26 protein-coding genes and 1 pseudogene are annotated in these 23,050 nt (G+C 63.1%); 12 read left to right on the top strand and 15 right to left on the bottom strand.

Annotated elements, in window-relative coordinates:
* Positions 1-35: 35 nt before the first annotated feature.
* A complete protein-coding gene (locus LB529_RS13585; RefSeq protein WP_095765188.1) occupies positions 36-1,247 on the bottom strand; it encodes an NADP-dependent isocitrate dehydrogenase in 1,212 nt (403 codons plus the stop codon).
* Between the two features lie 207 nt (positions 1,248-1,454).
* Between LB529_RS13585 and LB529_RS13580 the strand changes: the two genes are divergently transcribed.
* The 3 genes from LB529_RS13580 (at position 1,455) to murI (ending at position 3,965) form a co-directional block, all read left to right on the top strand.
* On the top strand, positions 1,455-2,303 hold the full coding sequence (locus LB529_RS13580; RefSeq protein ID WP_224525623.1) for an RNA methyltransferase: 849 nt from the start codon (positions 1,455-1,457) through the stop codon (positions 2,301-2,303).
* An 81-nt stretch (positions 2,304-2,384) separates the two neighbouring features.
* Entirely contained in the window at positions 2,385-2,990 is a 606-nt protein-coding gene (locus LB529_RS13575) for a hypothetical protein (RefSeq protein ID WP_224711353.1), read from the top strand.
* A gap of 174 nt (positions 2,991-3,164) precedes the next feature.
* A complete protein-coding gene (gene murI, locus LB529_RS13570) occupies positions 3,165-3,965 on the top strand; it encodes a glutamate racemase (protein WP_224636376.1) in 801 nt (266 codons plus the stop codon).
* A 3-nt stretch (positions 3,966-3,968) separates the two neighbouring features.
* Here murI and LB529_RS13565 read toward each other — a convergent pair whose 3' ends face one another.
* On the bottom strand, positions 3,969-5,360 hold the full coding sequence (locus LB529_RS13565; protein ID WP_224711352.1) for an RNB domain-containing ribonuclease: 1,392 nt from the start codon (positions 5,358-5,360) through the stop codon (positions 3,969-3,971).
* 162 nt (positions 5,361-5,522) lie between these two features.
* Between LB529_RS13565 and LB529_RS13560 the strand changes: the two genes are divergently transcribed.
* Positions 5,523-5,705, top strand: coding sequence for a DUF3008 family protein (locus tag LB529_RS13560; RefSeq protein ID WP_224711351.1), 183 nt, complete (start codon positions 5,523-5,525; stop codon positions 5,703-5,705).
* 64 nt (positions 5,706-5,769) lie between these two features.
* Here LB529_RS13560 and LB529_RS13555 read toward each other — a convergent pair whose 3' ends face one another.
* Positions 5,770-5,973 (bottom strand): hypothetical protein, encoded by a 204-nt coding sequence (locus LB529_RS13555; RefSeq protein ID WP_140542642.1) that lies wholly within the window; start codon positions 5,971-5,973, stop codon positions 5,770-5,772.
* Positions 5,974-6,337: 364 nt separating this feature from the next.
* On the opposite strand from LB529_RS13555, the gene rpsD reads away from it, so the two are divergent.
* The 3 genes from rpsD to LB529_RS13540 all read left to right on the top strand — a co-directional run bounded on the left by rpsD (position 6,338) and on the right by LB529_RS13540 (position 8,769).
* Complete coding sequence (gene rpsD, locus LB529_RS13550; RefSeq protein ID WP_140840172.1) at positions 6,338-6,955, top strand: 30S ribosomal protein S4; 618 nt, start codon at positions 6,338-6,340, stop codon at positions 6,953-6,955.
* A gap of 112 nt (positions 6,956-7,067) precedes the next feature.
* A complete protein-coding gene (ttcA, locus tag LB529_RS13545; RefSeq protein WP_224525720.1) occupies positions 7,068-7,952 on the top strand; it encodes a tRNA 2-thiocytidine(32) synthetase TtcA in 885 nt (294 codons plus the stop codon).
* Complete coding sequence (locus LB529_RS13540) at positions 7,942-8,769, top strand: inositol monophosphatase family protein (protein ID WP_224711350.1); 828 nt, start codon at positions 7,942-7,944, stop codon at positions 8,767-8,769. Before ttcA ends, LB529_RS13540 begins: the two co-directional genes overlap by 11 nt.
* A gap of 45 nt (positions 8,770-8,814) precedes the next feature.
* Here the strand turns inward: LB529_RS13540 and LB529_RS13535 are convergent, their stop codons facing one another.
* Positions 8,815-10,038: a multidrug effflux MFS transporter gene (locus LB529_RS13535; protein ID WP_411962504.1), complete on the bottom strand. Its 1,224-nt coding sequence runs from the start codon at positions 10,036-10,038 to the stop codon at positions 8,815-8,817.
* Positions 10,039-10,226: 188 nt separating this feature from the next.
* The gene (gene grxD / locus LB529_RS13530) at positions 10,227-10,562 is read right to left on the bottom strand and encodes a Grx4 family monothiol glutaredoxin (protein ID WP_059185116.1); all 336 of its coding nucleotides are present in this window, start codon (positions 10,560-10,562) and stop codon (positions 10,227-10,229) included.
* A 460-nt stretch (positions 10,563-11,022) separates the two neighbouring features.
* Here grxD and LB529_RS28985 point away from each other — a divergent pair.
* Positions 11,023-11,336, top strand: a pseudogene (locus tag LB529_RS28985) (DJ-1/PfpI family protein); the annotation flags it as partial.
* Between the two features lie 297 nt (positions 11,337-11,633).
* Here LB529_RS28985 and LB529_RS13520 read toward each other — a convergent pair.
* From LB529_RS13520 to LB529_RS13505, 4 genes are all read right to left on the bottom strand, one after another.
* Positions 11,634-11,867, bottom strand: a complete 234-nt coding sequence (locus LB529_RS13520) for a BolA/IbaG family iron-sulfur metabolism protein (protein WP_040995401.1) — start codon at positions 11,865-11,867, stop codon at positions 11,634-11,636.
* Positions 11,868-11,969: 102 nt separating this feature from the next.
* On the bottom strand, positions 11,970-12,497 hold the full coding sequence (locus tag LB529_RS13515) for a hypothetical protein (protein WP_224525647.1): 528 nt from the start codon (positions 12,495-12,497) through the stop codon (positions 11,970-11,972).
* Between the two features lie 93 nt (positions 12,498-12,590).
* Positions 12,591-14,822: a phosphoribosylformylglycinamidine synthase subunit PurL gene (purL, locus tag LB529_RS13510; protein WP_224711349.1), complete on the bottom strand. Its 2,232-nt coding sequence runs from the start codon at positions 14,820-14,822 to the stop codon at positions 12,591-12,593.
* 149 nt (positions 14,823-14,971) lie between these two features.
* Positions 14,972-16,381 (bottom strand): PLP-dependent aminotransferase family protein, encoded by a 1,410-nt coding sequence (locus tag LB529_RS13505; protein ID WP_224711348.1) that lies wholly within the window; start codon positions 16,379-16,381, stop codon positions 14,972-14,974.
* On the opposite strand from LB529_RS13505, the gene LB529_RS13500 reads away from it, so the two are divergent.
* Positions 16,380-16,721 (top strand): DUF1127 domain-containing protein, encoded by a 342-nt coding sequence (locus LB529_RS13500; protein WP_411962496.1) that lies wholly within the window; start codon positions 16,380-16,382, stop codon positions 16,719-16,721. The two genes, LB529_RS13505 and LB529_RS13500, sit on opposite strands and share 2 nt — an antisense overlap.
* Positions 16,722-16,725: 4 nt before the next feature.
* On the opposite strand, the gene LB529_RS13495 is transcribed toward LB529_RS13500, so the two are convergent.
* The 5 genes from LB529_RS13495 to purC form a co-directional block, all read right to left on the bottom strand.
* Positions 16,726-17,373: a Pr6Pr family membrane protein gene (locus tag LB529_RS13495; protein WP_224543853.1), complete on the bottom strand. Its 648-nt coding sequence runs from the start codon at positions 17,371-17,373 to the stop codon at positions 16,726-16,728.
* 7 nt (positions 17,374-17,380) lie between these two features.
* Positions 17,381-17,791, bottom strand: a complete 411-nt coding sequence (locus tag LB529_RS13490; protein WP_224602529.1) for a hypothetical protein — start codon at positions 17,789-17,791, stop codon at positions 17,381-17,383.
* A gap of 39 nt (positions 17,792-17,830) precedes the next feature.
* Positions 17,831-18,499, bottom strand: coding sequence for a phosphoribosylformylglycinamidine synthase subunit PurQ (gene purQ / locus LB529_RS13485; RefSeq protein WP_224543855.1), 669 nt, complete (start codon positions 18,497-18,499; stop codon positions 17,831-17,833).
* 2 nt (positions 18,500-18,501) lie between these two features.
* Complete coding sequence (purS, locus tag LB529_RS13480) at positions 18,502-18,741, bottom strand: phosphoribosylformylglycinamidine synthase subunit PurS (protein ID WP_040995386.1); 240 nt, start codon at positions 18,739-18,741, stop codon at positions 18,502-18,504.
* A 63-nt stretch (positions 18,742-18,804) separates the two neighbouring features.
* Positions 18,805-19,599, bottom strand: coding sequence for a phosphoribosylaminoimidazolesuccinocarboxamide synthase (purC, locus tag LB529_RS13475; RefSeq protein WP_040995384.1), 795 nt, complete (start codon positions 19,597-19,599; stop codon positions 18,805-18,807).
* A gap of 274 nt (positions 19,600-19,873) precedes the next feature.
* Between purC and LB529_RS13470 the strand changes: the two genes are divergently transcribed.
* Together LB529_RS13470 and LB529_RS13465 are read left to right on the top strand one after the other, a co-directional pair.
* The gene (locus LB529_RS13470) at positions 19,874-20,194 is read left to right on the top strand and encodes a DUF1476 domain-containing protein (RefSeq protein ID WP_095765208.1); all 321 of its coding nucleotides are present in this window, start codon (positions 19,874-19,876) and stop codon (positions 20,192-20,194) included.
* 219 nt (positions 20,195-20,413) lie between these two features.
* Positions 20,414-21,187, top strand: coding sequence for an HpcH/HpaI aldolase family protein (locus LB529_RS13465; RefSeq protein ID WP_095765209.1), 774 nt, complete (start codon positions 20,414-20,416; stop codon positions 21,185-21,187).
* Between the two features lie 150 nt (positions 21,188-21,337).
* On the opposite strand, the gene LB529_RS13460 is transcribed toward LB529_RS13465, so the two are convergent.
* A complete protein-coding gene (locus LB529_RS13460) occupies positions 21,338-21,895 on the bottom strand; it encodes an RBBP9/YdeN family alpha/beta hydrolase (RefSeq protein ID WP_224525665.1) in 558 nt (185 codons plus the stop codon).
* Positions 21,896-22,094: 199 nt separating this feature from the next.
* Here LB529_RS13460 and LB529_RS13455 point away from each other — a divergent pair, with 199 nt between their 5' ends.
* Positions 22,095-22,907 (top strand): VOC family protein, encoded by an 813-nt coding sequence (locus LB529_RS13455; protein WP_224711347.1) that lies wholly within the window; start codon positions 22,095-22,097, stop codon positions 22,905-22,907.
* Positions 22,908-23,050 lie beyond the last annotated feature (143 nt).

Genomic DNA, 23,050 nt, shown 5'->3' with positions numbered 1-23,050 from the left:
CTCCTTCCGGAGCCTTCGGTATGCCGAATGTGGGTTTACCCCATCGCTTTCTGCAAATTCTCGTCGATCTTGTCGAGGAAGCCGGTGGTCGAGAGCCAGGGCTGGTCGGGACCGATCAGCAGCGACAGGTCCTTTGTCATGAAACCGCTCTCGACGGTCTGGATACAGACCTTTTCCAGCGTCTCGGCGAAGCGCTTGAGCTCGGCATTGTCGTCGAGCTTGGCGCGGTGGGCGAGGCCGCGCGTCCAGGCGAAGATCGAGGCGATCGAATTGGTCGAGGTTTCCTCGCCCTTCTGATGCTGCCGGTAGTGGCGCGTCACGGTGCCGTGCGCGGCTTCCGCCTCCACCGTCTTGCCGTCCGGCGTCATCAGCACCGAGGTCATCAGGCCGAGCGAGCCGAAGCCTTGCGCCACGGTATCGGACTGCACGTCGCCATCATAGTTCTTGCAGGCCCAGACATAGCCGCCCGACCATTTCAGGCTGGAAGCGACCATGTCGTCGATCAGGCGGTGCTCGTACCAGAGTTTCCTTGCCTTGAACTCGGCCTCGAACTCCTTCTCGTAGACCTCCTGGAAGATGTCCTTGAAGCGGCCGTCATAGGCTTTGAGGATGGTGTTCTTGGTCGACAGATAGACCGGGAAATTGCGCAGCAAGCCGTAGTTCAGCGAGGCGCGGGCAAACTCGCGGATCGACTCGTCGAGATTGTACATGGCCATGGCCACGCCCCCGCCCGGCGCGTCATAGACGTCATGCTCGATCACCTGGCCGTCCTCGCCGACGAACTTGATCGTCAGCTTGCCTTTGCCGGGGAAGCGGAAGTCGGTGGCGCGGTACTGGTCGCCGAAGGCATGACGTCCCACGACGATCGGCTTGGTCCAGCCCGGCACCAGGCGCGGCACGTTCTTCATGATGATCGGCTCGCGGAAGATGGTGCCGCCGAGAATGTTGCGGATGGTGCCGTTGGGCGACTTCCACATCTTCTTCAGCTTGAATTCCTCGACGCGCGCCTCGTCGGGGGTGATCGTCGCGCATTTCACGCCGACGCCCCATTTCTTGATGGCATTGGCGGAATCGATCGTCACCTGATCGTTGGTGGCGTCGCGGTGCTCGATGCCGAGATCGTAATATTCCAGCTTCAGGTCGAGATAGGGGTGGATCAGCTTGTCCTTGATGAACTGCCAGATGATGCGGGTCATCTCGTCGCCGTCGAGCTCGACGACCGGGTTCGCCACCTTGATCTTCGCCATGAAAAGAATGCCTCGTTGCTGGGGGATCTGAACGGCCTTGCCCACATGGCTTCGGCCGGGGATGCGGAGCGTATATCAAAGGCTTTTTCAGCGCGCAAACCGCGATCCGCGCCGGGCAGACGGGTGCCGCTGTTGTGAATGCTTCATTTTCCGGTCCGGATGTGGCAGGGGACGCCGAAACGCCGCAAACCCCGGTTACCCATAGCCATGCCAGCCACAGAAGACACAACCAAGACCGCTTCCGCCGGACCGGCGATCATCCTGGTCGAGCCGCAGCTCGGCGAGAATATCGGCATGGTCGCGCGGGCGATGGCGAATTTCGGCTTGTCCGAGCTCAGGCTGGTCAACCCGCGCGACGGCTGGCCGAGCGAGAAGGCGCGCGCGGCCGCCAGTCGCGCCGACCATGTCATCGACGCTACCAGGGTGTTCGACGATCTGCCCTCGGCGGTCGCCGACCTGAACTTCGTCTTCGCCACGACAGCGCGCGAGCGCGACGGCTTCAAGCCGGTGCGCGGTCCTGTGGAAGCAGGCAGGGCGCTAAGGGCGCGCAGCGAGGCCGGGCTGCGCACCGGTATCCTGTTCGGCCGCGAGCGTTTCGGCCTCTATAATGACGAGGTCGGCCTCGCCGACGAGATCGTCACCTTCCCGGTCGACCCCGGCTTCTCCTCGCTCAACATCGCCCAGGCGGTGCTCTTGATGTCCTATGAATGGATGAAGTCCGGCCTCGCCGACGAGACGCAGACCAACTTCTCCGGGCCGGAGCTGGCGCCGGCGCCCAAGGAGCAGCTGCACAGCCTGTTCGCCTACCTCGAGAACGCGCTGGAAGCGCGCGGCTATTTTCGCCCCGAAGAAAAGAAGCCGAAGATGGTCGACAATCTGCGCGCAGTGCTGACGCGCCCGGGCTTCGCCGAGCCCGAGCTCAAGGTGCTGCGCGGAATCATTTCCTCGCTCGACAGGTTTTCGCCGGCCATGCCGCGCGGCGACGGCTCGCCCGGGGACGATCCGAGACGATTGCCGGCCGGCGCGCGCAGTCGCGCCAAAGACGAAGAAAGTTAAGATCGGTAAGCTGTGAGCATTTGAAGTAACCGAATTTTATTCGGTTGCGCATCATCCTTGCTGCAATAGTGGGGGTGGCACATGTTTACGTCCAATATTGGTCGACTGCGCTTTTTCCTTTACTCTCTCGGTCTCGCCGTAGCCGAAACCGTGGTGATCGTCATCTGCATTGTCAGCACGATCGGCTTCGAAGGGCTGCTCAATTCAGGACCCGGCCCGGCGCGCCAGGGCATGGCAGGCGCGGTCCTCATCGCCTCCCTCATCTTTGTCGCGCTGCGCGGCAACATCGCCTCGCGCCGCACCCGCGACGCCAACGGACGCCGCTGGATCCTGTGGGCCTACATCGCCCTTTCGGCTGTCTATGCCCTTCTGCAGGCAGGCGTGCTGCTGGTCGTCAAATTCGGCGACCCCGAGAGCATTCCGGGCGGGCTGAACCTGCTTGGGTTTTCGGTATTCGGACTCTGGTGCACGATTTGGTGGGCGAAGCCCGTCGCGGGCAGCAACATCGATGAATTGACCGATGTTTTCGACTTCGATGGCCCGCTGCCGGCATCGACGCGCGCTGCACGCACCGCTGTGCCGGCCGCTCCACGCGCCGCGGTTGGCGCTTCAGCCGCACTCATCCCGCCTGCGCCGCAGCCTTTCGGCAGACCGCGCCCGGCCGGTTTCGGCAAGCGCGGCATATGAGTGATTTTAGAGATAGGGCATGATGTCGTCCGAAAGCCGCTTGGCACTTTTCGGCATCATGTTCTAGCGACTGCGCAAAAGCTGCTCGCATTCGCCTCTTCAAGACCACGATCATTCGCGATAGAAGCGCGTCGGTCCAATTCCGGGCCTGTCGTTTCTCATAACCGGATGACAATGAGCGATCGATCAAGCCAGCGCCCGATCCTGATGTTCGATTCCGGCGTCGGCGGGCTGACCGTGCTGCGCGAGGCGCGCGTGCTGATGCCCGACCGCCGCTTCGTCTATGTCGCCGACGACGCGGCTTTTCCCTATGGCGCTTGGGAGGAACCGGCGCTCCAGGAACACATCCTTGCACTGTTCGGCAAATTGCTCGACCGGCTCCAGCCGGCGATTTCGGTCATTGCCTGCAATACAGCCTCGACGCTGGTGATCGATGCGCTGCGCGATAAATTCCCCGGCCATCCCTTTGTCGGCACCGTTCCGGCAATCAAGCCGGCGGCCGAACGCACCCGCTCCGGCCTGGTGTCGGTGCTGGCGACGCCGGGCACCGTGAAGCGCCAATACACGCGCGACCTGATCAGCAAATGGGCGCAGAAATGCCATGTGCGCCTGGTTGGCAGCGACCGGCTGGCGGGGCTCGCCGAGATCTATATGCGCCAGGGTTTCGTCGACGAGGAAGCCGTGCGCGCCGAAATTGCGCCCTGCTTCATCGAGCGCGACGGCAACCGCACCGACATCGTCGTGCTTGCCTGCACGCACTACCCGTTTCTCGCCAACCGCATGCGCAAGACCGCGCCCTGGCCGGTCGACTGGATAGATCCCGCCGAGGCGATCGCGCGGCGCGCCATGTCGCTGCTTGAACCCGTTGGGGAGACATCCGCTGAAAGCGAGCCGGATCTTGCCGTTTTCACCTCGGGCAAGGTGGATTTCGCCACGAGGCGGCTGATCCAGGGTTTTGGACTCACCGCACCTTAGTGCTCAAAGCGGCTGAGCGGTCTCGAAAACGATGCTGCGTTGATCCGGATCGGCCGAGACAAGCTTCAGACTGAGATTGTCGCCCTGTCTGAGCCCTGAAGCCTTCACGCTGGCAACCACCGGCATGTCGGCAAGCTGCACGCGCACGCCACGCTCGACGAAGTCGGTGACGACGGCCTCGAACGTCTCGCCCTCATGTCCCTTGAGCATCACCGCCTCGGCAAGGTCGATTGCCGCGTGGCTGATCTGCGAGGCGCGGGCATCCGCGCGCCCCATCACCTTCGGCAGTCTGGCGAAGGCGTCGGTGACGGCCTGCGGCACGGGCTGGCCATTGGCGATCGCCAGCGCGCAGCGCAGGACGTAGCGGTCGGCCAGCCGCCTGAGCGGCGCGGTGGCGTGGGCATAGGTCGCGGCCATCGCCTCATGCCAGGGGACGACGCCCTCCTGATAGGGTTGGTAGGATGCGCCGTTGCCTGCGCGGCGGATTTCCAGCATCAGCGCCGCCTGTTTCGGGTCGGCCGGATCGAGCGTGCGTTGATAGTCGCGCAAGCTGGTGGAGGCCGGCCAGGACAGGCCGAGCGCCTGTGCCGCGTTGCGCAGCCGTTGCACCTTGGAGGCGTCCGGCCCCGACATCACCCGGAACAGTCCGGTCTTGTGGGCCAGCATGGCGTCGGCGATCGCCATATTGGCGGCCAGCGAAAGTGCCGCATTGTCCTGCTCGGATTGCAGCAGCGGCCTGAACGAAAGCCGGAACGTGCCGTCGGCGAGCCTTTCCACCTCCTGCTCGGGCGGATCGACGCGCGAAGCGCCGCGGCGCTCTTCGTTTGCCGCCATGCGCCGCGCCAGCTCAGCGAAGCCGGCCGGAACGTCGGCGGCCCGCACGCTGTCATAGGCGAGCTTGGCGCGGCTTTGGATGATGGCGCGCTCAGCGCCATCCAATTTCACCGCACCGTCCCCGGCAACGCGGATCGTGAAGATGACCGCAGGGCGCGGTCCATCGGGCAACAGGCTCGCCGCGGCTTCGGCAAGTAGGGGCGGGTAGAGCCCGGCCTTGCCATCCGGCAAATAAAGCGTCTCGCCCCGGTTCCAGGCTTCGAGATCGACCGCGTCGCCGTCCTCGACGAACCAGGCCACGTCGGCAATGGCATAGTGCAAGAGAAGATCGCCGCCGCTGGCCTCGATCGAGAAGGCCTGGTCGAGATCGGTGGAACTCGCCGGATCGAGCGTGACGAAGGGCATTGCCGTCCGGTCGGCATGCTGGTCGGGCACACGCTTTGCCGCCGCCTCCGCCGCGGCCGTTACCGCAGGCGGAAATCCATCCGGCACGTGGAATTCTGCGCGGATTTTCGCAAGGCCGGTGGAAAGCGCCTGTGAGGGATCATTCAGGGATTTCATGCAACCGTCCTACACTGGCATTCCGGACGCGGGAAGGCTTGCCAGGATCCCGCCAAGGTCGGCCGCCCAATGGCCGGCTCAAGCAGGCCGGCGAGCCGAGCCGCTACTGCTGGAACTGCCGCTTCAGCCCGGCGTTTCTCCCGCAGCAAAGGAGAAATCGCCATGCCCGCCAAATCGCAAGCCCAGCAAAAGGCCGCCGGCGCAGCGCTTTCCGCCAAGCGCGGCGAGACGAAGAAGAGCGAACTCAAAGGCGCTTCGCGCGAAATGTGTGAATCGATGAGCGAAAAGCAGCTCGAGGAGTTCGCCGAGACCAAGCGCAAAAGTCTGCCCAGCAAGAAGTCATAGGTCGAATGAAAGGCCCGCAGCGCCGGCCGCGGGCCCCCGTCAACCTCTTTTGGCGCAAGATGAGCTAGCGGCGCCACCAGCAGCGTTTGGTCTTGTAGCGGATGACGTGGCGATGGCCGTGCCGCCAGACCACTCTTTTCGTCACCACGACGCGGCATATCTGCCTGTGGCCGCTCCAATGCCTGGCCATGGCAGGTTCCGGCGTCATGACCGCCATGGATCCCGCCAATACAGCGGCCCCGGTCAGGGTAAGGAAGAACTTCTTCATGGGAATTCGGACTCCTCTGCTCCAGTCCCTTCATTTAAGATGGCAGAGCAGGGCAGCTCCTTGAAAGCACAAGCCGCTCTGCTGCCGACGGCCTTCGCCACAACCGGCACCGCACGCCACGGGGAAATTATCGGGTTGCGACCCGCGCTGCCAGCCGTAAGCTTGACACCGGTTAAATCTCTGTTTAACAGGCCCACCAGCACCGGGTGGCGACGCCCGGTGGTTTCTTTTGACGTGTCCCGTGGGTTTCCGTCGCTTTGCGTGGAAAACCCTGTCAGGTCTCGAAAACGGAGGCCAGAGGAGGGCGCGTTTCCTTCGCCCGGAGCCATGGGGTTCCGGGTATATTGTTTTGAAAGGGAATGCGATGAGCAAGCGCGAATCCGCGAAATACAAGATCGACCGTCGTCTCGGCGAAAATATCTGGGGCCGTCCGAAGTCCCCGGTCAACAAGCGTGAATACGGTCCCGGCCAGCACGGCCAGCGCCGCAAGGGCAAGCTTTCCGATTTCGGCCTGCAGCTGCGCGCCAAGCAGAAGCTGAAGGGTCACTATGGCGACGTTTCGGAAAAGCAGTTCCGCAAGGTCTATGAAGAGGCCAACCGCCGCAAGGGCGATACCTCCGAGAACCTGATCGGCCTGCTCGAGTCGCGTCTCGACGCGGTGGTCTACCGCGCCAAGTTCGTGCCGACCATCTTCGCCGCCCGTCAGTTCGTCAACCACGGCCATGTCAACGTCAACGGCAAGCGCACGAACATCGGCTCGTATCGCTGCAAGCCGGGCGACGTCATCGAGGTGCGCGAGAAGTCGAAGCAGCTCGTGATTGTGCTGGAATCGGTCGCTCTCGCCGAGCGCGACGTGCCGGATTACATCGAAGCCGACCACAACAAGATGACCGCGACCTTCGCTCGCGTTCCCGGCCTTTCGGACGTTCCGTTCGCCGTGCAGATGGAACCGAACCTGGTCGTCGAATTCTACTCGCGCTGATCGACATCAATCAGCCGGTGCATCCAAGGCCGCCTTTCGAGGCGGCCTTTTCTTTGGCGGTCAGGTCCGCTAAGCCGGGCGCCAACAGAACCATGGGGCCGGCGCCATGAATATGCTGCCAGATGTCAAATCCCTCGAGGCGATCGACGATGAGACCGACGGCGGTTTCCACCCGCTGTTCCGCGACGTGCCGTCCTCGGTCGAGTTCAACAAGCTGCGCAAGCGGCTGTTGAGGCTCACCCGCCAGGCGATCGAGGATTTCGCCATGGTGAAGCCGGGCGAACGCTGGCTGGTGGCGCTGTCGGGCGGCAAGGATTCCTACGGCCTGCTGGCCCTTTTGCTCGACCTCAAATGGCGCGGCCTCCTGCCGGTCGAACTGCTTGCCTGCAATCTCGACCAGGGCCAGCCGAATTTCCCGAAGCACATCCTGCCCGACTATCTCAACGCCAACGGCATCGCCCACCGCATCGAATACCAGGACACCTATTCGGTGGTGACCGACAAGCTGCCGCAGGGCAGCACCTATTGCTCGCTTTGCTCGCGGCTGCGGCGCGGCCATCTCTATCGCATCGCGCGCGAGGAAGGGTGCTCGGCGTTGGTGCTTGGCCATCACCGCGAGGATATTCTCGAGACCTTCTTCATGAATCTGTTCCATGGCGGACGTCTCGCCGCTATGCCGCCCAAGCTCCTCAATGACGAAGGCGACGTCATGGTGCTGCGGCCGCTCGCCTATAGCGCCGAGGCCGACCTCGAAAAATTCGCCAACGCGATGAAATTCCCGATCATCCCGTGCGATCTGTGCGGCAGCCAGGAAGGGCTGCAGCGCAACGCCATGAAGGCGATGCTCGACGACATCGAGAAGCGCATGCCGGGCCGCAAGGACACGATGATCCGCGCCATGGCCAATGTAAGGCCCTCGCATCTCCTGGACAGGAAGCTGTTCGACTTCGCGGGCCTCGATGCAAACCCAGGACAAGACATTTCCGATGCGATTTGACGATAATGCGATCGACTGGCTGGCCGAGCTTCTCGCCGGTGCCGCAAACGCCGAAATCATGCCGCGCTTCCGCCGGCTGGGCGAGGGCGACGTGCGCCAGAAGACATCCGCCGCCGACCTCGTCACCGAGGCGGACGTCAACGCCGAGAGGCTGATCACCGCCAGGCTGCTTGAACGTTATCCGGACGCCATGGTGGTCGGCGAGGAAGCTTGCTCCGAGAACCCGGCGCTGCTGTCTGGCCTTGGCGATGCTGCGCTTGCCTTCGTTATCGATCCGGTCGACGGCACTTTCAATTTCGCTTCCGGCGTGCCGCTGTTCGGTGTCATGGCCGGCGTCGTCGTCAATGGCGAGACCGTCGCCGGCATCATCCATGACCCAGTCGGCAAGGACTGGCTGATCGGGACCAAGGGCGCCGGCAGCCATATCCGCCATGCGCATGGCGCGCTGGAGAAGGTTCGCGTCGCGGCGCCGGTGCCGATGTCGCAGATGACCGGTTCCGTTTCCTGGCAGTTTCTTCAAGAACCCGAACGCTCGCGGCTCGCCCGCAACCAGACCAAGACGCTGTCGCAATTCGCCTATCGCTGCGCGGCGCATGAATACCGGCTTCTGGCCAGCGGCCACGCCCATTTCGTGCTCTACAACAAGCTGATGCCCTGGGATCATCTCGCCGGGGCGCTGATCCACCAGGAAGCCGGCGGCCATGTTGCGCGCGTCGACGGCAGCGCCTACCTTCCCTCGCATGTCGATGGCGGCCTGCTGGTGGCGCCGGACAAGCAAAGCTGGGACGAGTTGCGACGCGAGCTCTGGGCGGAATAGGGGCCGTGCCGGCTCTGGCCGGCAAAGCTGCCGGCCATACAGCATTTAATGCAGATCGGTGATGTGCCCCGAAACAGGGGGATTGTGAGGCTGGAACATCCTGCCCCGCTCGGCGATCAGGATCATCAGCAGAGCCGCGACCGAGACGGTGCAGAAGCCGGCGGCCAGAGGCGTCACCGTGCCGTTATAGGCCTGGCCGATCAGCGCGCCGATGATGGCGCCGAGGAAGGTCTGCATGAAGCCCAGGATGGACGCGGCGGTGCCGGCGAGCTCGCCGAGCGGCTCCATGGCCAAAGCGTTGAAATTCGCGCCAAGTCCGCCGAAGGGCAGCATCGCGCCGGCAAAAAACGCGATGAACAGCCAGAGCGGCATTTTCATTTCGAGCGAGACGACGAGCCAGGCAAGGCTGATGCACAGGAAGACAAGCAGCGCGCCTTGCGACAGGCGGCGCATGCCGATCTGTCCGACCAGCCGCGAATTCAGATAGTTCGAGAAAGCCAGCACGCCGGCGACGCCGGCAAAGATCAGCGGGAACAATTCGCCGACATGGAAGATGTCGATATAGATCTGCTGGGCCGAGCTGATGAAGCCGAACATGGCCGCGAAGATGAAGGTGCTGGCAAAGGCGTAGCAAAGCGTGAGGCGGTTGGTGAGCACGATGCGGAAGCCGCCGGCGACGGAGCTTACCGTCAGCGGTCGGCGATATTCCGGATGCAGCGTCTCGGGCAGGCGCAACAGCGCCCACGCCGACACGACCAGCGCACCGATGGCCATGGTGACGAAAATCCAATGCCAACTGGCAAACAGCATGACAAACTGGCCGATGCCGGGCGCGACCACCGGAATTGCCATGAACACCATGAAGATCAGGGACATCACCTCGGCCATGCGCCGCCCTTCGAACGTGTCGCGCACGATCGAGACGGCGATGACGCGGGTCGCCGCCGCGCCGAAGCCTTGTATCAGGCGGCAGGTCAGCAACAGGGCGAAACTCGGCGCGACGGCGGCGGCAGCCGCGGCGGCGACGTAGACGACCAGGCCGAAGACCAATGGCGCACGGCGCCCGAAGCGATCCGAAATGGGTCCGAAGAAAAGCTGTCCGCCGCCGAAGCCAAGCATATAGGCGGTGATGACATATTGGCGATGGTTCTCGCTCTCGACGCCGAGCGAGGCGCCGATCTGCTGAAGCGCCGGCAGCATGATGTCGATGGCCAGGGAGTTGAGCGCCATGAGCGCCGCGCAGAGCGCGATGAATTCCCAGCGCGGAATGGGCAAGCTTGTTGCCGATTGCTGCGCTGCTGCCTGCTTGTCCACCGCGAAATCCGATTCTTCAAACGAACATGCGCCGGATTACCGGCGCATCCATTCGTCTCGTTCTCGAATCCGAGAACTACAATGCCGAGGTGGGGGCAGCCCCGGAAGCTAGTGTCCGCCGGCCGGTCGCCGACGCAATCCGATCAGGCGGCGCCTTTGACGCTGACGCCCTTTTCGACCAGGAAGTCCTGCAATTCACCGGCTTGGAACATCTCGCGCACGATGTCGCAACCGCCGACGAATTCGCCCTTCACATAGAGCTGCGGGATGGTCGGCCAATTGGAATAATCCTTGATGCCCTGGCGCAATTCGGCCGAGTCGAGCACGTTGACGCCTTTGTAGTCGGCCCCGATATAGTCGAGGATCTGCACCACCTGGCCGGAGAACCCGCATTGCGGGAAGCCGGGGGTGCCCTTCATGAAGAGCACGACGTCGTTGCTCTTCACTTCATTATCGATGTAGTCGTTGATGCCGGTCATGGACAATCCTTTCATGCCTGTGGGAGTCAGGCTCGAAGCATGTCCTTCAAATAAACCCATAGGTTGGCTGAAACAAGACGTTAGCCGTGACGCTGGCCCAATGGCGCAAAAGTCGGCGCGGTTTGGGCCAAACCGAGTGACGGTGGATTCGTAGTGATGAATCTGAGCTTGGTGCCCGATGCGGAAGACGTCTCCCGGCCCAGATCTGCCCCCTCGGAGCTGTGACCCGTTGCGCATATCTTCACCAAGCGCGATGATCTCCACTGCGCCAAGCCGGCGTGTGGGCATTTGGAGGCGAATGCGGCATGTCCGGTTTCGATATCGGCTTCGTGATCTTCCCTGGAATCACGCAACTCGACTTTACTGGCCCGTTTGAAGTCTTGAGCCGGCTTGGAACGCTGCCTCGATCTCTGCGGCCAGCAAGTTCCCTCAATCGAGAACCCACGTTGTCGCGAAGACCATGCTACCGGTTTCGAGCGACCGCGGTCTCGGCATCATGCCCACCTGCACGTTTCAGAGCTGTCCCCAACTAGACCTGATTTGCCTGCCCGGTGGCGCAGGCGTCGTAGAAGCTCTCGCCGATTTCGAGACGATCGATTTCATTCGCCGCCAGGGCGAGCAGGCAGAATATGTAACCTCTGTTTGCATGGGCGCCTTTCTTCTTGGTGCAGCCGGGTGTTGAAGGGACGTAGGGCTGCGACACATTGGGCCTACGTCGATCTGCTCCCCTTGGTCGGCGCCAGTCACGAAAAGGGCCGGGTAGTGCGCGACGGCAATGTCTTCACCTCGGGCGGCGTCACTTCGGGGATTGACTTCGCATTCCGCATCGTCGCCGAACTTGCTGGACCGGAGGTCGCGCAAGCCATCCAACTCGGGATCGAGTACGACCCGTCTCCTCCCTTTGATTCAGGTCACCCTGACAAGGCATCCGAGGCGGCCATCGCGCTCATGGTTCAACGCAACGAAAAGGCCTACACGGGGATTCGCGAAGGACTCAAAAAATTGGTCATCCCGGCAAATTTCCGCGCTAAGGGACCTACAACTCCAATACGAGCCGTCAGATTTCAAGCACTAGTCCGGAACGCTGGTCTGCAGCGCCAGAGCATGCAGGACACCGCCCATCTTGCCCTTCAGCGCGTCATAGACCATCTGGTGCTGCTGGACGCGGCTTTTGCCCCGGAAACTCTCGGCCACCACTTCGGCCGCATAATGATCGCCGTCGCCGGCCAGGTCGCGGATGGTCACTTTGGCGTCGGGAATGCCTTCCTTGATCAGTTTTTCGATGTCGTGGGCATCCATTGCCATGGCAAAATCCTGTTTCAAGCGGGCAGGCTGTGTGGTGTGACTCGGGGTAGAGCCTAGAACCTTTCCAGCCCGGATTGAAGCCGTTCCGTCGCAGAAGGAAGCCTAGGAATTATCCGGGCTCGGATGAACCACACCGTCCTCGCTGATGTCATCGCGCGTCGAATAGGCGCGGCCGAGGCTGAAGACCAGCACGTAGAGCGGGACGTTGATCAGCAGGCCGACGATGGGAAGATAGCTCGTCATCCGCCATGCAGTTGAGAAGAAGGCCTGACCGTAGCCGTCGCAGATCAAGGACGAGCCATAGTCCCAAACCGCCCCGACCGCGGCGGCAACGGCAAAGAGCTTGATGCAGGTCGCGATGTGCTTTGCCCGCGCCGGCTCCGGAGAAAACCTGTTCCACAGCACGAGGCAGGCGATTGGAACCGCGTAGATCAGGCTCTGCACGATGAGCATCGGCAGCGTGCCGTTTGCCGCCGCCAGGAACTCGGCGCGGGTTTCTAGCCGGGGGCAGACCTCGCTCGAGGTCGTCGACAGCAGGAACAGGGCGAACGGTCCGAGAAACCAGAAGAAGAACAGAGACGGCCAGAAGACGACTGCGACCAGCGCCCTGGCGGTTAAATCATGTCGCATAAAAAAGGATTTATGCGACATGATTTAGGTCTTTTGTCGTAGGCATGTCTTTTTCCCGAAACCGCTGCACACTTTCGGGAGACATGCTTCTGGTCAACTGGCCTGATCCATGAAGCGCGGGAACCAGCCCTCATGGGCGGCGGTCAATTCACTGACCGGGATCGGCCGTGCGTCACCTAGCTTCAATTCACGTCCGCCGGTGGTGCCGATCCATGGCGCGAAGATGCCGAGCTTGCTCTGCTCCTCGCGGATCCTGTCCCATTCGCCGCTTTGCGGGTCGATCGATAACGTCAATAGATAGCGGCCTTGGTCCTCGCCGAACCAGACCGGAATCGGGTCGGTGCCGGTGAGGCCGGGGATGGTGGCGCCGATGCCGGAGGCCATAGCCATTTCGGCCAGCGCTACCGCCAGGCCGCCGTCGGAGACATCGTGGGCCGATGTCACGATGCCGGAAGCGATCAGCGAGCGCACATGGTCGCCGACGCGCTTCTCATGCGCGAGGTCGACGGGCGGCGGCGGACCGTCGGCGCGGCCATGGATGTCACGCATATAGGCGGACTGGCCGAGATGGCTGCCCCATGTCGGTGGCGCGCCGACAAGCACGATCATCTGGCCCTCGGCAGCAAAGCCGAGGCGCGCCATCTTCGACCAGTCGGCGATGAGGCCGACGCCGCCGATCGTCGGGGTCGGCAGGATGCCGCGGCCATTGGTTTCGTTGTAGAGCGAGACATTGCCCGACACGATCGGGAAGCCGAGCGCGCGGCAGGCATCGCCGATGCCTTTGATGGCGCCGACGAGCTGACCCATGATCTCCGGCCGCTCCGGATTGCCGAAATTGAGATTGTCGGTGGCAGCAAGCGGCAGGGCGCCCGTTGCCGTCAGGTTGCGCCAGCATTCGGCCACAGCCTGCTTGCCGCCTTCGTAAGGATCGGCCTCGCAGTAGCGCGGCGTGACGTCGGAGGAAAAGGCCAGCGCCTTGGTCGGGTGACCTTCGACGCGCACGACGCCGGCATCGCCGCCTGGAAGCTGTAGCGAATTGCCCTGGATCAGCGTGTCATACTGCTCCCACACCCAGCGGCGCGAGGAGAGATCCGGCCCCCCCAGCATCTTGAGCAGCGCGTCGGCGACGTCGGCCTTCGGTGCGTCGTTCGCGGCAAGCGGCGTTGGTTTCTTCGCCTCGATCCAGGGGCGGTCATATTCCGGCGCCTCGTCGCCCAGTTCCTTGATCGGCAGATTGGCGACCTCGTCACCCTGGTGGATGACGCGGAAGCGCAGGTCATCGGTGGTCTTGCCGACGATGGCGAAGTCGAGGCCCCATTTGCGGAAGATCGCCTCGGCTTCCTCTTCCTTCTCGGGGCGCAGCACCATCAGCATGCGCTCCTGGCTTTCCGACAGCATCATCTCATAGGCGCTCATGCGCTCCTCGCGCACCGGCACCTTGTCAAGGTCGAGCTCGATGCCGAGGTCGCCCTTGGCGCCCATCTCGACCGCCGAGCAGGTGAGACCGGCCGCACCCATGTCCTGGATGGCGATGACGGCGCCCGACGCCATCAGCTCGAGACAGGCCTCCAGCAGGCATTTTTCGGTGAAGGGATCTCCGACCTGCACGGTCGGACGCTTCTCCTCGATCTTGTCGTCGAATTCGGCCGAGGCCATGGTGGCGCCGCCGACGCCGTCGCGCCCGGTCTTGGCGCCGAGATAGACGACCGGCAGGCCGACGCCCTTGGCCTGCGACAGGAAGATGGCGTTGGTCTTGGCAAGACCCGCCGCGAAGGCATTGACCAGAATGTTGCCGTTGTAGCGAGCATCGAAATTGACTTCGCCGCCGACGGTCGGCACGCCGAAGGAATTGCCGTAGCCGCCGACGCCCGAAACCACGCCCGCGACAAGGTGCCGGGTCTTGGGATGATCCGGCGCGCCGAAGCGAAGCGCGTTCATTGCCGCCACCGGCCTGGCGCCCATTGTGAAGACGTCGCGCAGGATGCCGCCGACGCCGGTCGCGGCACCCTGATAAGGTTCGATGTAAGAGGGGTGGTTGTGGCTCTCCATCTTGAAGACGACGCAGTCACCGTCGCCGATGTCGACCACGCCGGCATTCTCGCCTGGACCCTGGATGACCTGCGGACCGCTGGTCGGCAGCGTGCGCAGCCATTTCTTGGAGGACTTGTAGGAGCAGTGCTCGTTCCACATCGCCGAGAAGATGCCGAGCTCGGTGAAGCTTGGCTCGCGGCCGACCAGATCGAGGATGCGCTGGTATTCGTCCGGCTTCAGCCCATGCGCGGCTACGAGCTCGGGAGTGATCGGCACGGAATTGGAAATGGTCATGAGCGGCGATTTTTGTCCGTGGAAGAGGGGAGTTTCTTTGAGTCTCCTCTTATCGCAAGCTTTCGCGCGATACACCCCACCGGATGACGAAAAAAGCCGGAAAACGGCCCCTGCCGGCGGAGGCCAGGGCCTAGAGCTCGCCAGCTTGATCAGGAAAAACTGTCGTAGCCGGCGCGGCCTTCGTCGAGCAGGCGGCGAATGACGGCGACGCCGCCGGCGACATCCTTGCTTTGCCGCGGCTGCGACACGCCAAAGCGCACGCCGTGAAAGACCTGCTCGGAGCGGCCGGCCTTGAACTCGTCCTCGTCGTCGATGAGCACGCCTTGCGCCAGGCAGGCGTTCTTGAAAGTGCCGGACAGCCACGGGTCCGGCAAGGTCAGCCAGACGAAGGGCACGTTGTCCCGCGCCTTGAAATCAAAACCTGCCAACACTTCGCGCACGATAGCGAGGCGCGCCTGGATTTCGCCAATGCAGCGCTTGCGGATCTCGCCCGCCTGGCCCGACATCACCAGCCTCGTGCCGACCTCGGCCAGCAGAAAGGGCAGGCCGCCGGTCATCATCTTGTGCGCGACACGGATGCGGTGGCGATAGGCCGGTGGGCAGGAAAGCCAGCCGCCGCGCACACCTGCCGCGACCGACTTTGACAGGCCGCCGGCGACGATCGTGCGCTCGGGCGCGTATTCGGCCAGCAGCGGTGTCGGGTCGTCGGTGAGTTCGCCGTAGAGATCGTCCTCGATCAGCGCGACATTGTACTCACGTGCGATCTTGGCTATCGCCTGCCGCCGCTCCGCCGACAACGTCACCAGCGTCGGGTTCTTAGCGGTTGGCATCAGGAACATCAGCTTTGGATGTTTCTGAGCGCAGACGCGCTCGAAATCATCCGGGTCGATACCGCCCTCATCAGTCAAAACCAGCGCCGTGCGGCGGCCGATCAGCCCGGCGCTGCGCGCGATCTGCGAATAGGTGAGGTGCTCGAAGACCACGTAGTCGCCGGGCATGGTCAGCGCCGCGATCGCCGCCATGACCGCAGCATGGGTGCCCAGCGTCGGCACGATCGAATCGAGCGGGGGGCGGAAGGCATTGCGCGCCAGCCAGCGGCTTCCGGCTTCGTACCAGCGTTCGGGAAAGTCCCGCGTATAGCTCGAAATGTCGTGCGGATGCTCCTGCGCCGTGCGTGCCAGCATGTCGGCAATCACCGCGCCCTGGCCGACATCGGGCGCGGCGGTGCTGTCGAAGCGCAGCTTGCCGCTCGGCGCATCGATGGGACGCGTGCCCTGGATGGCAGGTTCCAATTCCGGCTTCGGGTCTGCGGCGCGCTGGCCGAGCACATAGGTGCCGCGGCCGACCTCGCCGCTGACCAGACCGCGCTCGCGCAGCAGCTGATAGGCCCTGCCGATGGTGCCGACGGTCGTGCCGATGTCGTAGGCGAGGTCGCGTTGCGGCGGCAGTTTTGCACCGGCGTCGATAACGCCCTTGTCGATATCTGACTCAATGCTGTCAGCAAGGCGCTGATAGAGCGGACCGGAGCCAGAGGAAAGATCGGGGAGCCAATTTGTCATGGTGACAATTTTCTATATTGCACCGCGCGATGAGTCAATTCATATCGATCTCGCGATTGGGAAGGTACAATCGGAACAAGGCAGAATGACAATGGATACAATCGAGACAATTCGCTATGCTCGCCCGGCTTCTGGCGCGCAGGTCGATCCCTTGGCCCATCGTGGCTTCGTCGGCCGCACGGCGGTTGTGCTCCGTTCCCTCGTAAGGCAGATCGACCGGATGCTGGAGCGCAGGCGCGGCCGCCTCGCGCTCATGGAGATGACGGACGAGCAGCTCAAGGATATCGGCGTCTCGCGCTGCGACGCCCATCGCGAAGGCATCAGGCCATTTTGGGAATGATGGTCTATCTTCGGGTTGCGGGCTTTCTTCGCAACCGGCCGATACCGTGATCGACAAGCACGGCGAGCACGCTCAATGCGATGAACAGGGCCGTGACGCCAAGCGCCGAAACGGCAACGTTGGCGGCGCCGTTCTTGGCGACGTCGAGGAATGGGTAGGGTACTTCGCCGGCGAAGGGCGCGCGTACCAGCGCGTAGGCGAGATAGGCGACCGGATAGATCATCCACCAGGCGATGTCGCTCCACTGCCGCCTGCCATCGGCGCCCGCCACCAGCCACCACAGCACGAACAGCGCCGGCGTCACATAGTGCAAGAGGACGTCGCAGAGCAGGAACAAACCCCGCGGCTGCCAGAGCTTCGCCAAGACTGTGGTGTAGACGATGAAAACCAAAGTTATGGCCACGGCGACGCCAGTCCGCGTCCGCGGTCCGGCAAAGGCCGGGAACCAGGCATAGCCGGCGGGTGACAGCAGCGAGGCGTGCACCATCACAGCGGCGATGTTGGTAAGGACGGTGAAGAAGCTGAAATAGAAGACGATCGAGCTGAGCAGGCCGCGGCCTGCGGCCATCGATGCCGGGATAGTGATGGCGAATTGCAGAACAAGCGCAATCAGCCCGACAGCCAGTCCCGCGGTCTGCAGGAACCGGGCCATGACAACCTCAGGCGGCAGCCGCGCAGGACGGATTGCCGGCCTGCCAGCGGGCGATGTCGGAACCGATGCGCGCGCCGAGCGGCTCGTTCATCAGCGGCCCGAACACGTCGACCCGGCGGGAATTTCCCTGCGCCTGCACGACCAGCAGCGGCTTGCCGCCATAATGCTTGGCGGGCACCAGCAGGAAGCGCGGCGTGCCGCTGTAGGAATTGAGCTCATTGGCCATCTGGTAGGGCTTGAAGGCCGGGTCCTTGCTGGCGATCCAGCATTTATGCGCTGCGATGGCAACCTGTTCCATCGCGAGCAGCGAGGCGCTCTTGCCCGAGGGAATCGGCGTCGTCTTGGGGCTGGACTGGCAGGAAGCCAAGGCGAGCCCGGCGGCGGCCAGGAGAGCAAGGCGAGCGATCGTCAGTCTCATGGTCAGTCCGCCCCCGCGTTCCGATAGGATGTTAAAGGATCAGGCAGCGATGCCGAGCGCGCTTTCGAACAGCGCCCGTCCGTCATTGCCGCCATGCGCCGCCTCGATCAGGTTTTCCGGATGCGGCATCAGGCCGAGCACATTGCCCTTGTCGTTGACGATGCCGGCAATGTCGTTGATCGAGCCGTTGGGGTTGGTGTTTTCCGCATAGCGGAACACCACCTGGCCTTCGCCTTCGAGCCGGGCAAGCGTCTCGGCATCGGCGAAATAGTTGCCGTCATGATGCGCCACCGGCGAGCGGATCACCTGTCCAGGCTGGTAGCCGCGGGTGAACATGGTGTTGGCGTTGGCGATCTCGAGCTTCACCTGCCGGCAGACGAATTTCAGCGAGGCGTTGCGCATCAGAGCGCCGGGCAGCAATCCCGCCTCGACGAGAATCTGGAAGCCGTTGCAGACGCCGATAACGGTCACGCCCTTGGCCGCCTTTTCGGCGACCGCGCGCATCACCGGCATGCGCGCCGCGATGGCGCCGCAGCGCAGATAGTCGCCGAAGGAGAAGCCGCCCGGGATAGCGATCAGGTCGACATCGGGGATTTCAGTGTCGGTCTGCCAGACGGTCGCCGGCGCATGGCCGGAAATCTTGGTCAGCGCCGCGATCATGTCGCGGTCGCGGTTGAGGCCAGGCAGGAGGACGACGGCTGATTTCATTGTCAGGCGATCTCCACCGCGTAGTTCTCGATCACCGTGTTCGCCAGAAGCTTGTCGCACATGGCCTTGAGGTCGGCTTCGGCCTTGGCCTTGTCGGTTCCGGTGAGTTCGATGTCGAACACCTTGCCCTGCCGCACCTGGCCGACGCCGTCGAAGCCCAACCCGGAGAGCGCGTGCTCGATCGCCTTGCCCTGCGGGTCGAGGACGCCGTTCTTGAGGGTCACGGTGATACGGGCTTTCATCGATGCTCCTGGGCAGATCGTCAGTTAGGGAGGCCTGCCATTGTCCGGCAGGCCCGTCAATATTCAGTGCTTCAGGCCCTTAGGCGCCTCGGAAGAGGCGACGAGCACGGGGCCCGTGGGGCGCGGCGGCTCGTTCTCGTTGATGATGCCGAGACGGCGGGCAACTTCCTGATAGGCTTCGACCAGACCGCCCATGTCGCGGCGGAAACGGTCCTTGTCGAGCTTGTCCTGGGTGGCGACGTCCCACAGGCGGCAGGAATCCGGCGAGATCTCGTCGGCGACGACGATGCGCATCATGTCGCCCTCGAACAGGCGGCCGCATTCGATCTTGAAGTCGACGAGTTGGATGCCGACGCCGAGGAACAGGCCGGACAGGAAGTCGTTGACGCGGATGGCCAAAGCCATGATGTCGTCGATTTCCTGGGGGCTTGCCCAGCCGAAGGCGGTGATGTGCTCTTCCGACACCATCGGGTCGTCGAGCGCGTCGGCCTTGTAGTAGAATTCGATGATCGAGCGCGGCAGCACCGTGCCTTCCTCGATGCCGAGGCGCTTGGATAGCGAGCCGGCGGCGACATTGCGAACCACCACCTCGAGCGGGATGATCTCGACTTCCTTGATCAACTGCTCGCGCATGTTGAGCCGGCGGATGAAGTGGGTGGGGATGCCCATCCGGTTCAAGTGGTTGAAGATGTGCTCGGAAATGCGGTTGTTGAGCACGCCCTTGCCATCGACCACTTCATGCTTCTTCTTGTTGAAAGCGGTGGCATCGTCCTTGAAAAACTGGATCAGTGTCCCCGGCTCAGGGCCCTCATAGAGGATCTTGGCCTTGCCTTCGTAAATGCGGCGGCGATTTTTCATTTGATTTTTTCTCTGGATCTGCGGGCAAGCGGCGAGTGACCGGTTCCTGCCCGTCTGCCTAAATTAGTATGGCGAAGGCGGCGTTCAATGCCGGTGTTATCGCAATCGTCTTGTTTGCTCAATCCGCAAATCCCGCGAATCAACCGCTTTCGGGACTGAAATGCCGCAGCGCAGCATGCGACGAAGCATATTGACCGGCCCGCGGCCTTTTGGTTTGTGCTTGCCCACCACACATATTCACCGCCAAGCGAATCGGATTGATCGGAGGGACGTCATGAGCAGCATGAAAGACCGCGAAGAGGGTTTTGAGCGCAAATTCGCCTTCGACGAGGAGCTTCGCTTCAAGGCCGCGGCGCGCCGCAACAAGGCGCTTGGTCTGTGGGCCGCCGAGAAACTGGGCAAATCCGGCGCCGATGCCGAAGCCTATGCCAAGGAAGTGGTGGTCTCCGATATCGAGGAAGCGGGCGACCACGATGTTTTCCGCAAGATACGCACGGATTTTGACGCGGCCGGCGTCGCCCAGTCCGACCATCAGATCCGCCGCACCATGGACGAGCTGATGGCGCAGGCGATCGAGGAGATCAAGAACAGCTGAGGCTGTGCGGACATGGTGTCGTCCGAGAACCGCTTTGCGCGTTTCGGCATCATCCCCTATCTCTTTGTTTTTACGCAATTCCGGACGGAAAACCGTTACACACTTTTCCTGGAATTGCTCTGACTGGACCAATCGACCGCCCGGCCCAACCGGGCGGTTTTTCTTTGCCTTCGCGTCGTTTCCGGCCAAAACTGCGGATTGTTCACAAGGAAACTTTCGATGTCGCTCAAGTCCCGCCTGGCCGCCGACGAAACGCTGTTCACTGCCTGGTCGGGCGTGCCGGACGCGCTGACGGTCGAAATCATCGCCAAGCAGGGCTTTGACGCCGTCACCCTCGACATGCAGCATGGCGGCCATCATGAGGACAGCGTGCTGCGCGGCCTGGTGCCGGTGCTCGCCGCCAACAAGCCGGCGCTGGTGCGCATTCCGGTCGGACGCTTCGACATGGCGAGCCGCGCGCTCGATTTCGGCGCCGAGGCGGTGATCGCGCCGATGGTGAACTCCGTTGCCGATGCAAGGCAGTTCGCCGCCGCGATGAAATATCCGCCGCTGGGCGAACGCTCCTGGGGCCCGACCTATGCTTTCCCGCGCCATGGCAAGGGCGACCATGCCGAATGGCTGCGCGACACGAACCAGCGCACCATGGCTTTCGCCATGGTCGAGACGCGGGCTGCCCTCGAGGCGCTGGACGGTATTTTGGATACGCCCGGCATCGACGGCATCTTCGTCGGTCCGTCGGATTTCTCGATCGCCTGGTCGAACGGCACCACCATCAACTCGACGCTGGAAAGCATGATGGAGACGGTCGCGTCGATCGCCGAGCGGACCCGCAAGGCCGGCAAGCATGCGGCGATCTATGTCATCGAACCGGCGATTGCCGGGCGCGTCGTGTCGATGGGTTTTCGGCTGCTCGCCATGGGCTCGGACCACACGCTGATCTCGCTCGGCGCGAAAACGCTGCTGAAAAGCATGCGGGATTCAATCGGCTCCTAAGGTGTGCTGATATTCAGGTGAGGCCGGCCTGCAAATGGCGGTTTCCTGCGCTTCCGGTGCTCACGTACTTTAAGTACGCTCCGCTCCGGTTCTCGGAATCCACCATTTTCGACTCAGCCTGACCTGAATCTCAACACACCTTGGGCCGTCTCAGGGCTGCTTCAGTTCCGTCAGGAATTTGGCGAAAGTCATCGAACCCTCGGGCCACGGGCCGAAGCCGGCGTCGTGGTTGAGATGGCCTGCCTCGCCGGCGTCGATGAAGAGCGATCCCCAGGCGGCGGCAATGTCCTCGGCGACCTCGAAGGCGCAGAACGGATCGTTGCGGCTGGCGATCACGATGGACGGAAAGGGCAGGGGATCGCGCGAATAGGGGCCGAAGGTCATCAAATGCCTTGGCCTGATTTCCGGATTGGAGACGTCGGGCGGCGCGACGAAGAACGCGCCGGCGACCGGCTTCTTGAATTGCGGGATGGCCTGCACCGCCGCCGTCACGCCCAGCGAGTGCGCAACAAGCACCACCGGCCGCTCTGCCTCGTTGACGGCGTTGGCCACGCTCGCCGTCCAGTCCTCACGCACGGGTTTGGTCCATTCCGCCTGCTCGACCCGGCGCGCCGTCGACAGTTTCGACTGCCAGCGGGTCTGCCAGTGCTCGGGGCCGGAATTGGTGTAGCCCGGCACGATCAGGATATCTGCGTCTTTGACTTTCATGGCGCCGATGTAGCGAGCGGCCTTCTTGGCTGCAACCCTGTCGGAAAATTCGGGGCGATCACAATTGTGAACAACTTGTTCGATTCTTGCTCTCTTGTGTGAACGATCGCAATCGACGATTTGGAGGGGAACAAGGAACAATGGCTGGCGGCCACGACAATCCCATGCTGGGATAAGCGCTGCCCGAACGGAGAGTTTGATGAGCGAACTGCCTTTTGCCGCGACCACCCCGGTCAGCGTGTCGCGTGTCGGGCTAAAGGCGCGCGATGCCGAAAGCCTGGCGGCCTATTACCGCGCCGTCGTCGGCCTGCAGGAACTGAGCCGCGCCGACGGCGCGATCACGCTCGGCGCAGCCAATCGGCCATTGCTGGTGCTCGAACAGGATTCGTCGGCCAAGCCCGACGATCCGCGTAGCGCCGGCCTTTTTCACACCGCTTTCCTTTTGCCGTCTCGTGCGGACCTTGGCCGCTGGATCAGCCACGCCGCCGCTAATCGCATCGGCATCGAGGGCGCCTCCGACCATCTGGTCAGCGAGGCGCTTTATCTTACCGACCCAGAGGGCAACGGCATCGAGATCTATGCGGATCGTCGCCCGCAGGACTGGAAATGGAACGGCGACAGAATTGCCATGGCGACCGAGCGGCTGAACCTGCAGGCGGTGGTGGGCAGCGTCCCGGCGGGCGATGCCGGCTGGCAGGGCGCGCCGGAAAACACCATTGTCGGCCATGTGCATCTGCGCGTCGGTCGGCCGGAGGACGCGGAGGCCTGGTGGCATGACCAGTTCGGCTTCGACACCGTCGCCAAATATGGCGGCCAGGCGGTGTTCCTGTCGTCCGGCCATTACCACCACCATATCGGCGCCAATGCCTGGCAGAGCGCCGGCGCCGGCCGCCGCGATCCGTCGCGCTCGGGCCTCGCCTGGATCGAGATGCGCTCGGACAATGTGAAGGAGGAGACGAGCCGTGAGGATCCCTGGGGCACGGTGATCAGGACGGTGCCTGGGAAGGCTTGAGCGACGCCTGCGTCAAGCTGGAGCACCCCTCATCCGTCTCGGCGCTAGCGCGCCGATCCACCTTCTCCCACAAGGGGCCTGTTGCGCAGTTAGCGAGAACAGGCTCGCAGAGGGGTTTTGGCCGCGAAGTCTATTGTGCTTGG

The sequence above is a fragment of the Mesorhizobium sp. CA5 genome (genome assembly GCF_020165105.1).
Taxonomy (GTDB): domain Bacteria; phylum Pseudomonadota; class Alphaproteobacteria; order Rhizobiales; family Rhizobiaceae; genus Mesorhizobium.
Note: the sequence above shows the minus strand (reverse complement) of the source record. Positions and strands in the feature narration are given on the sequence as shown.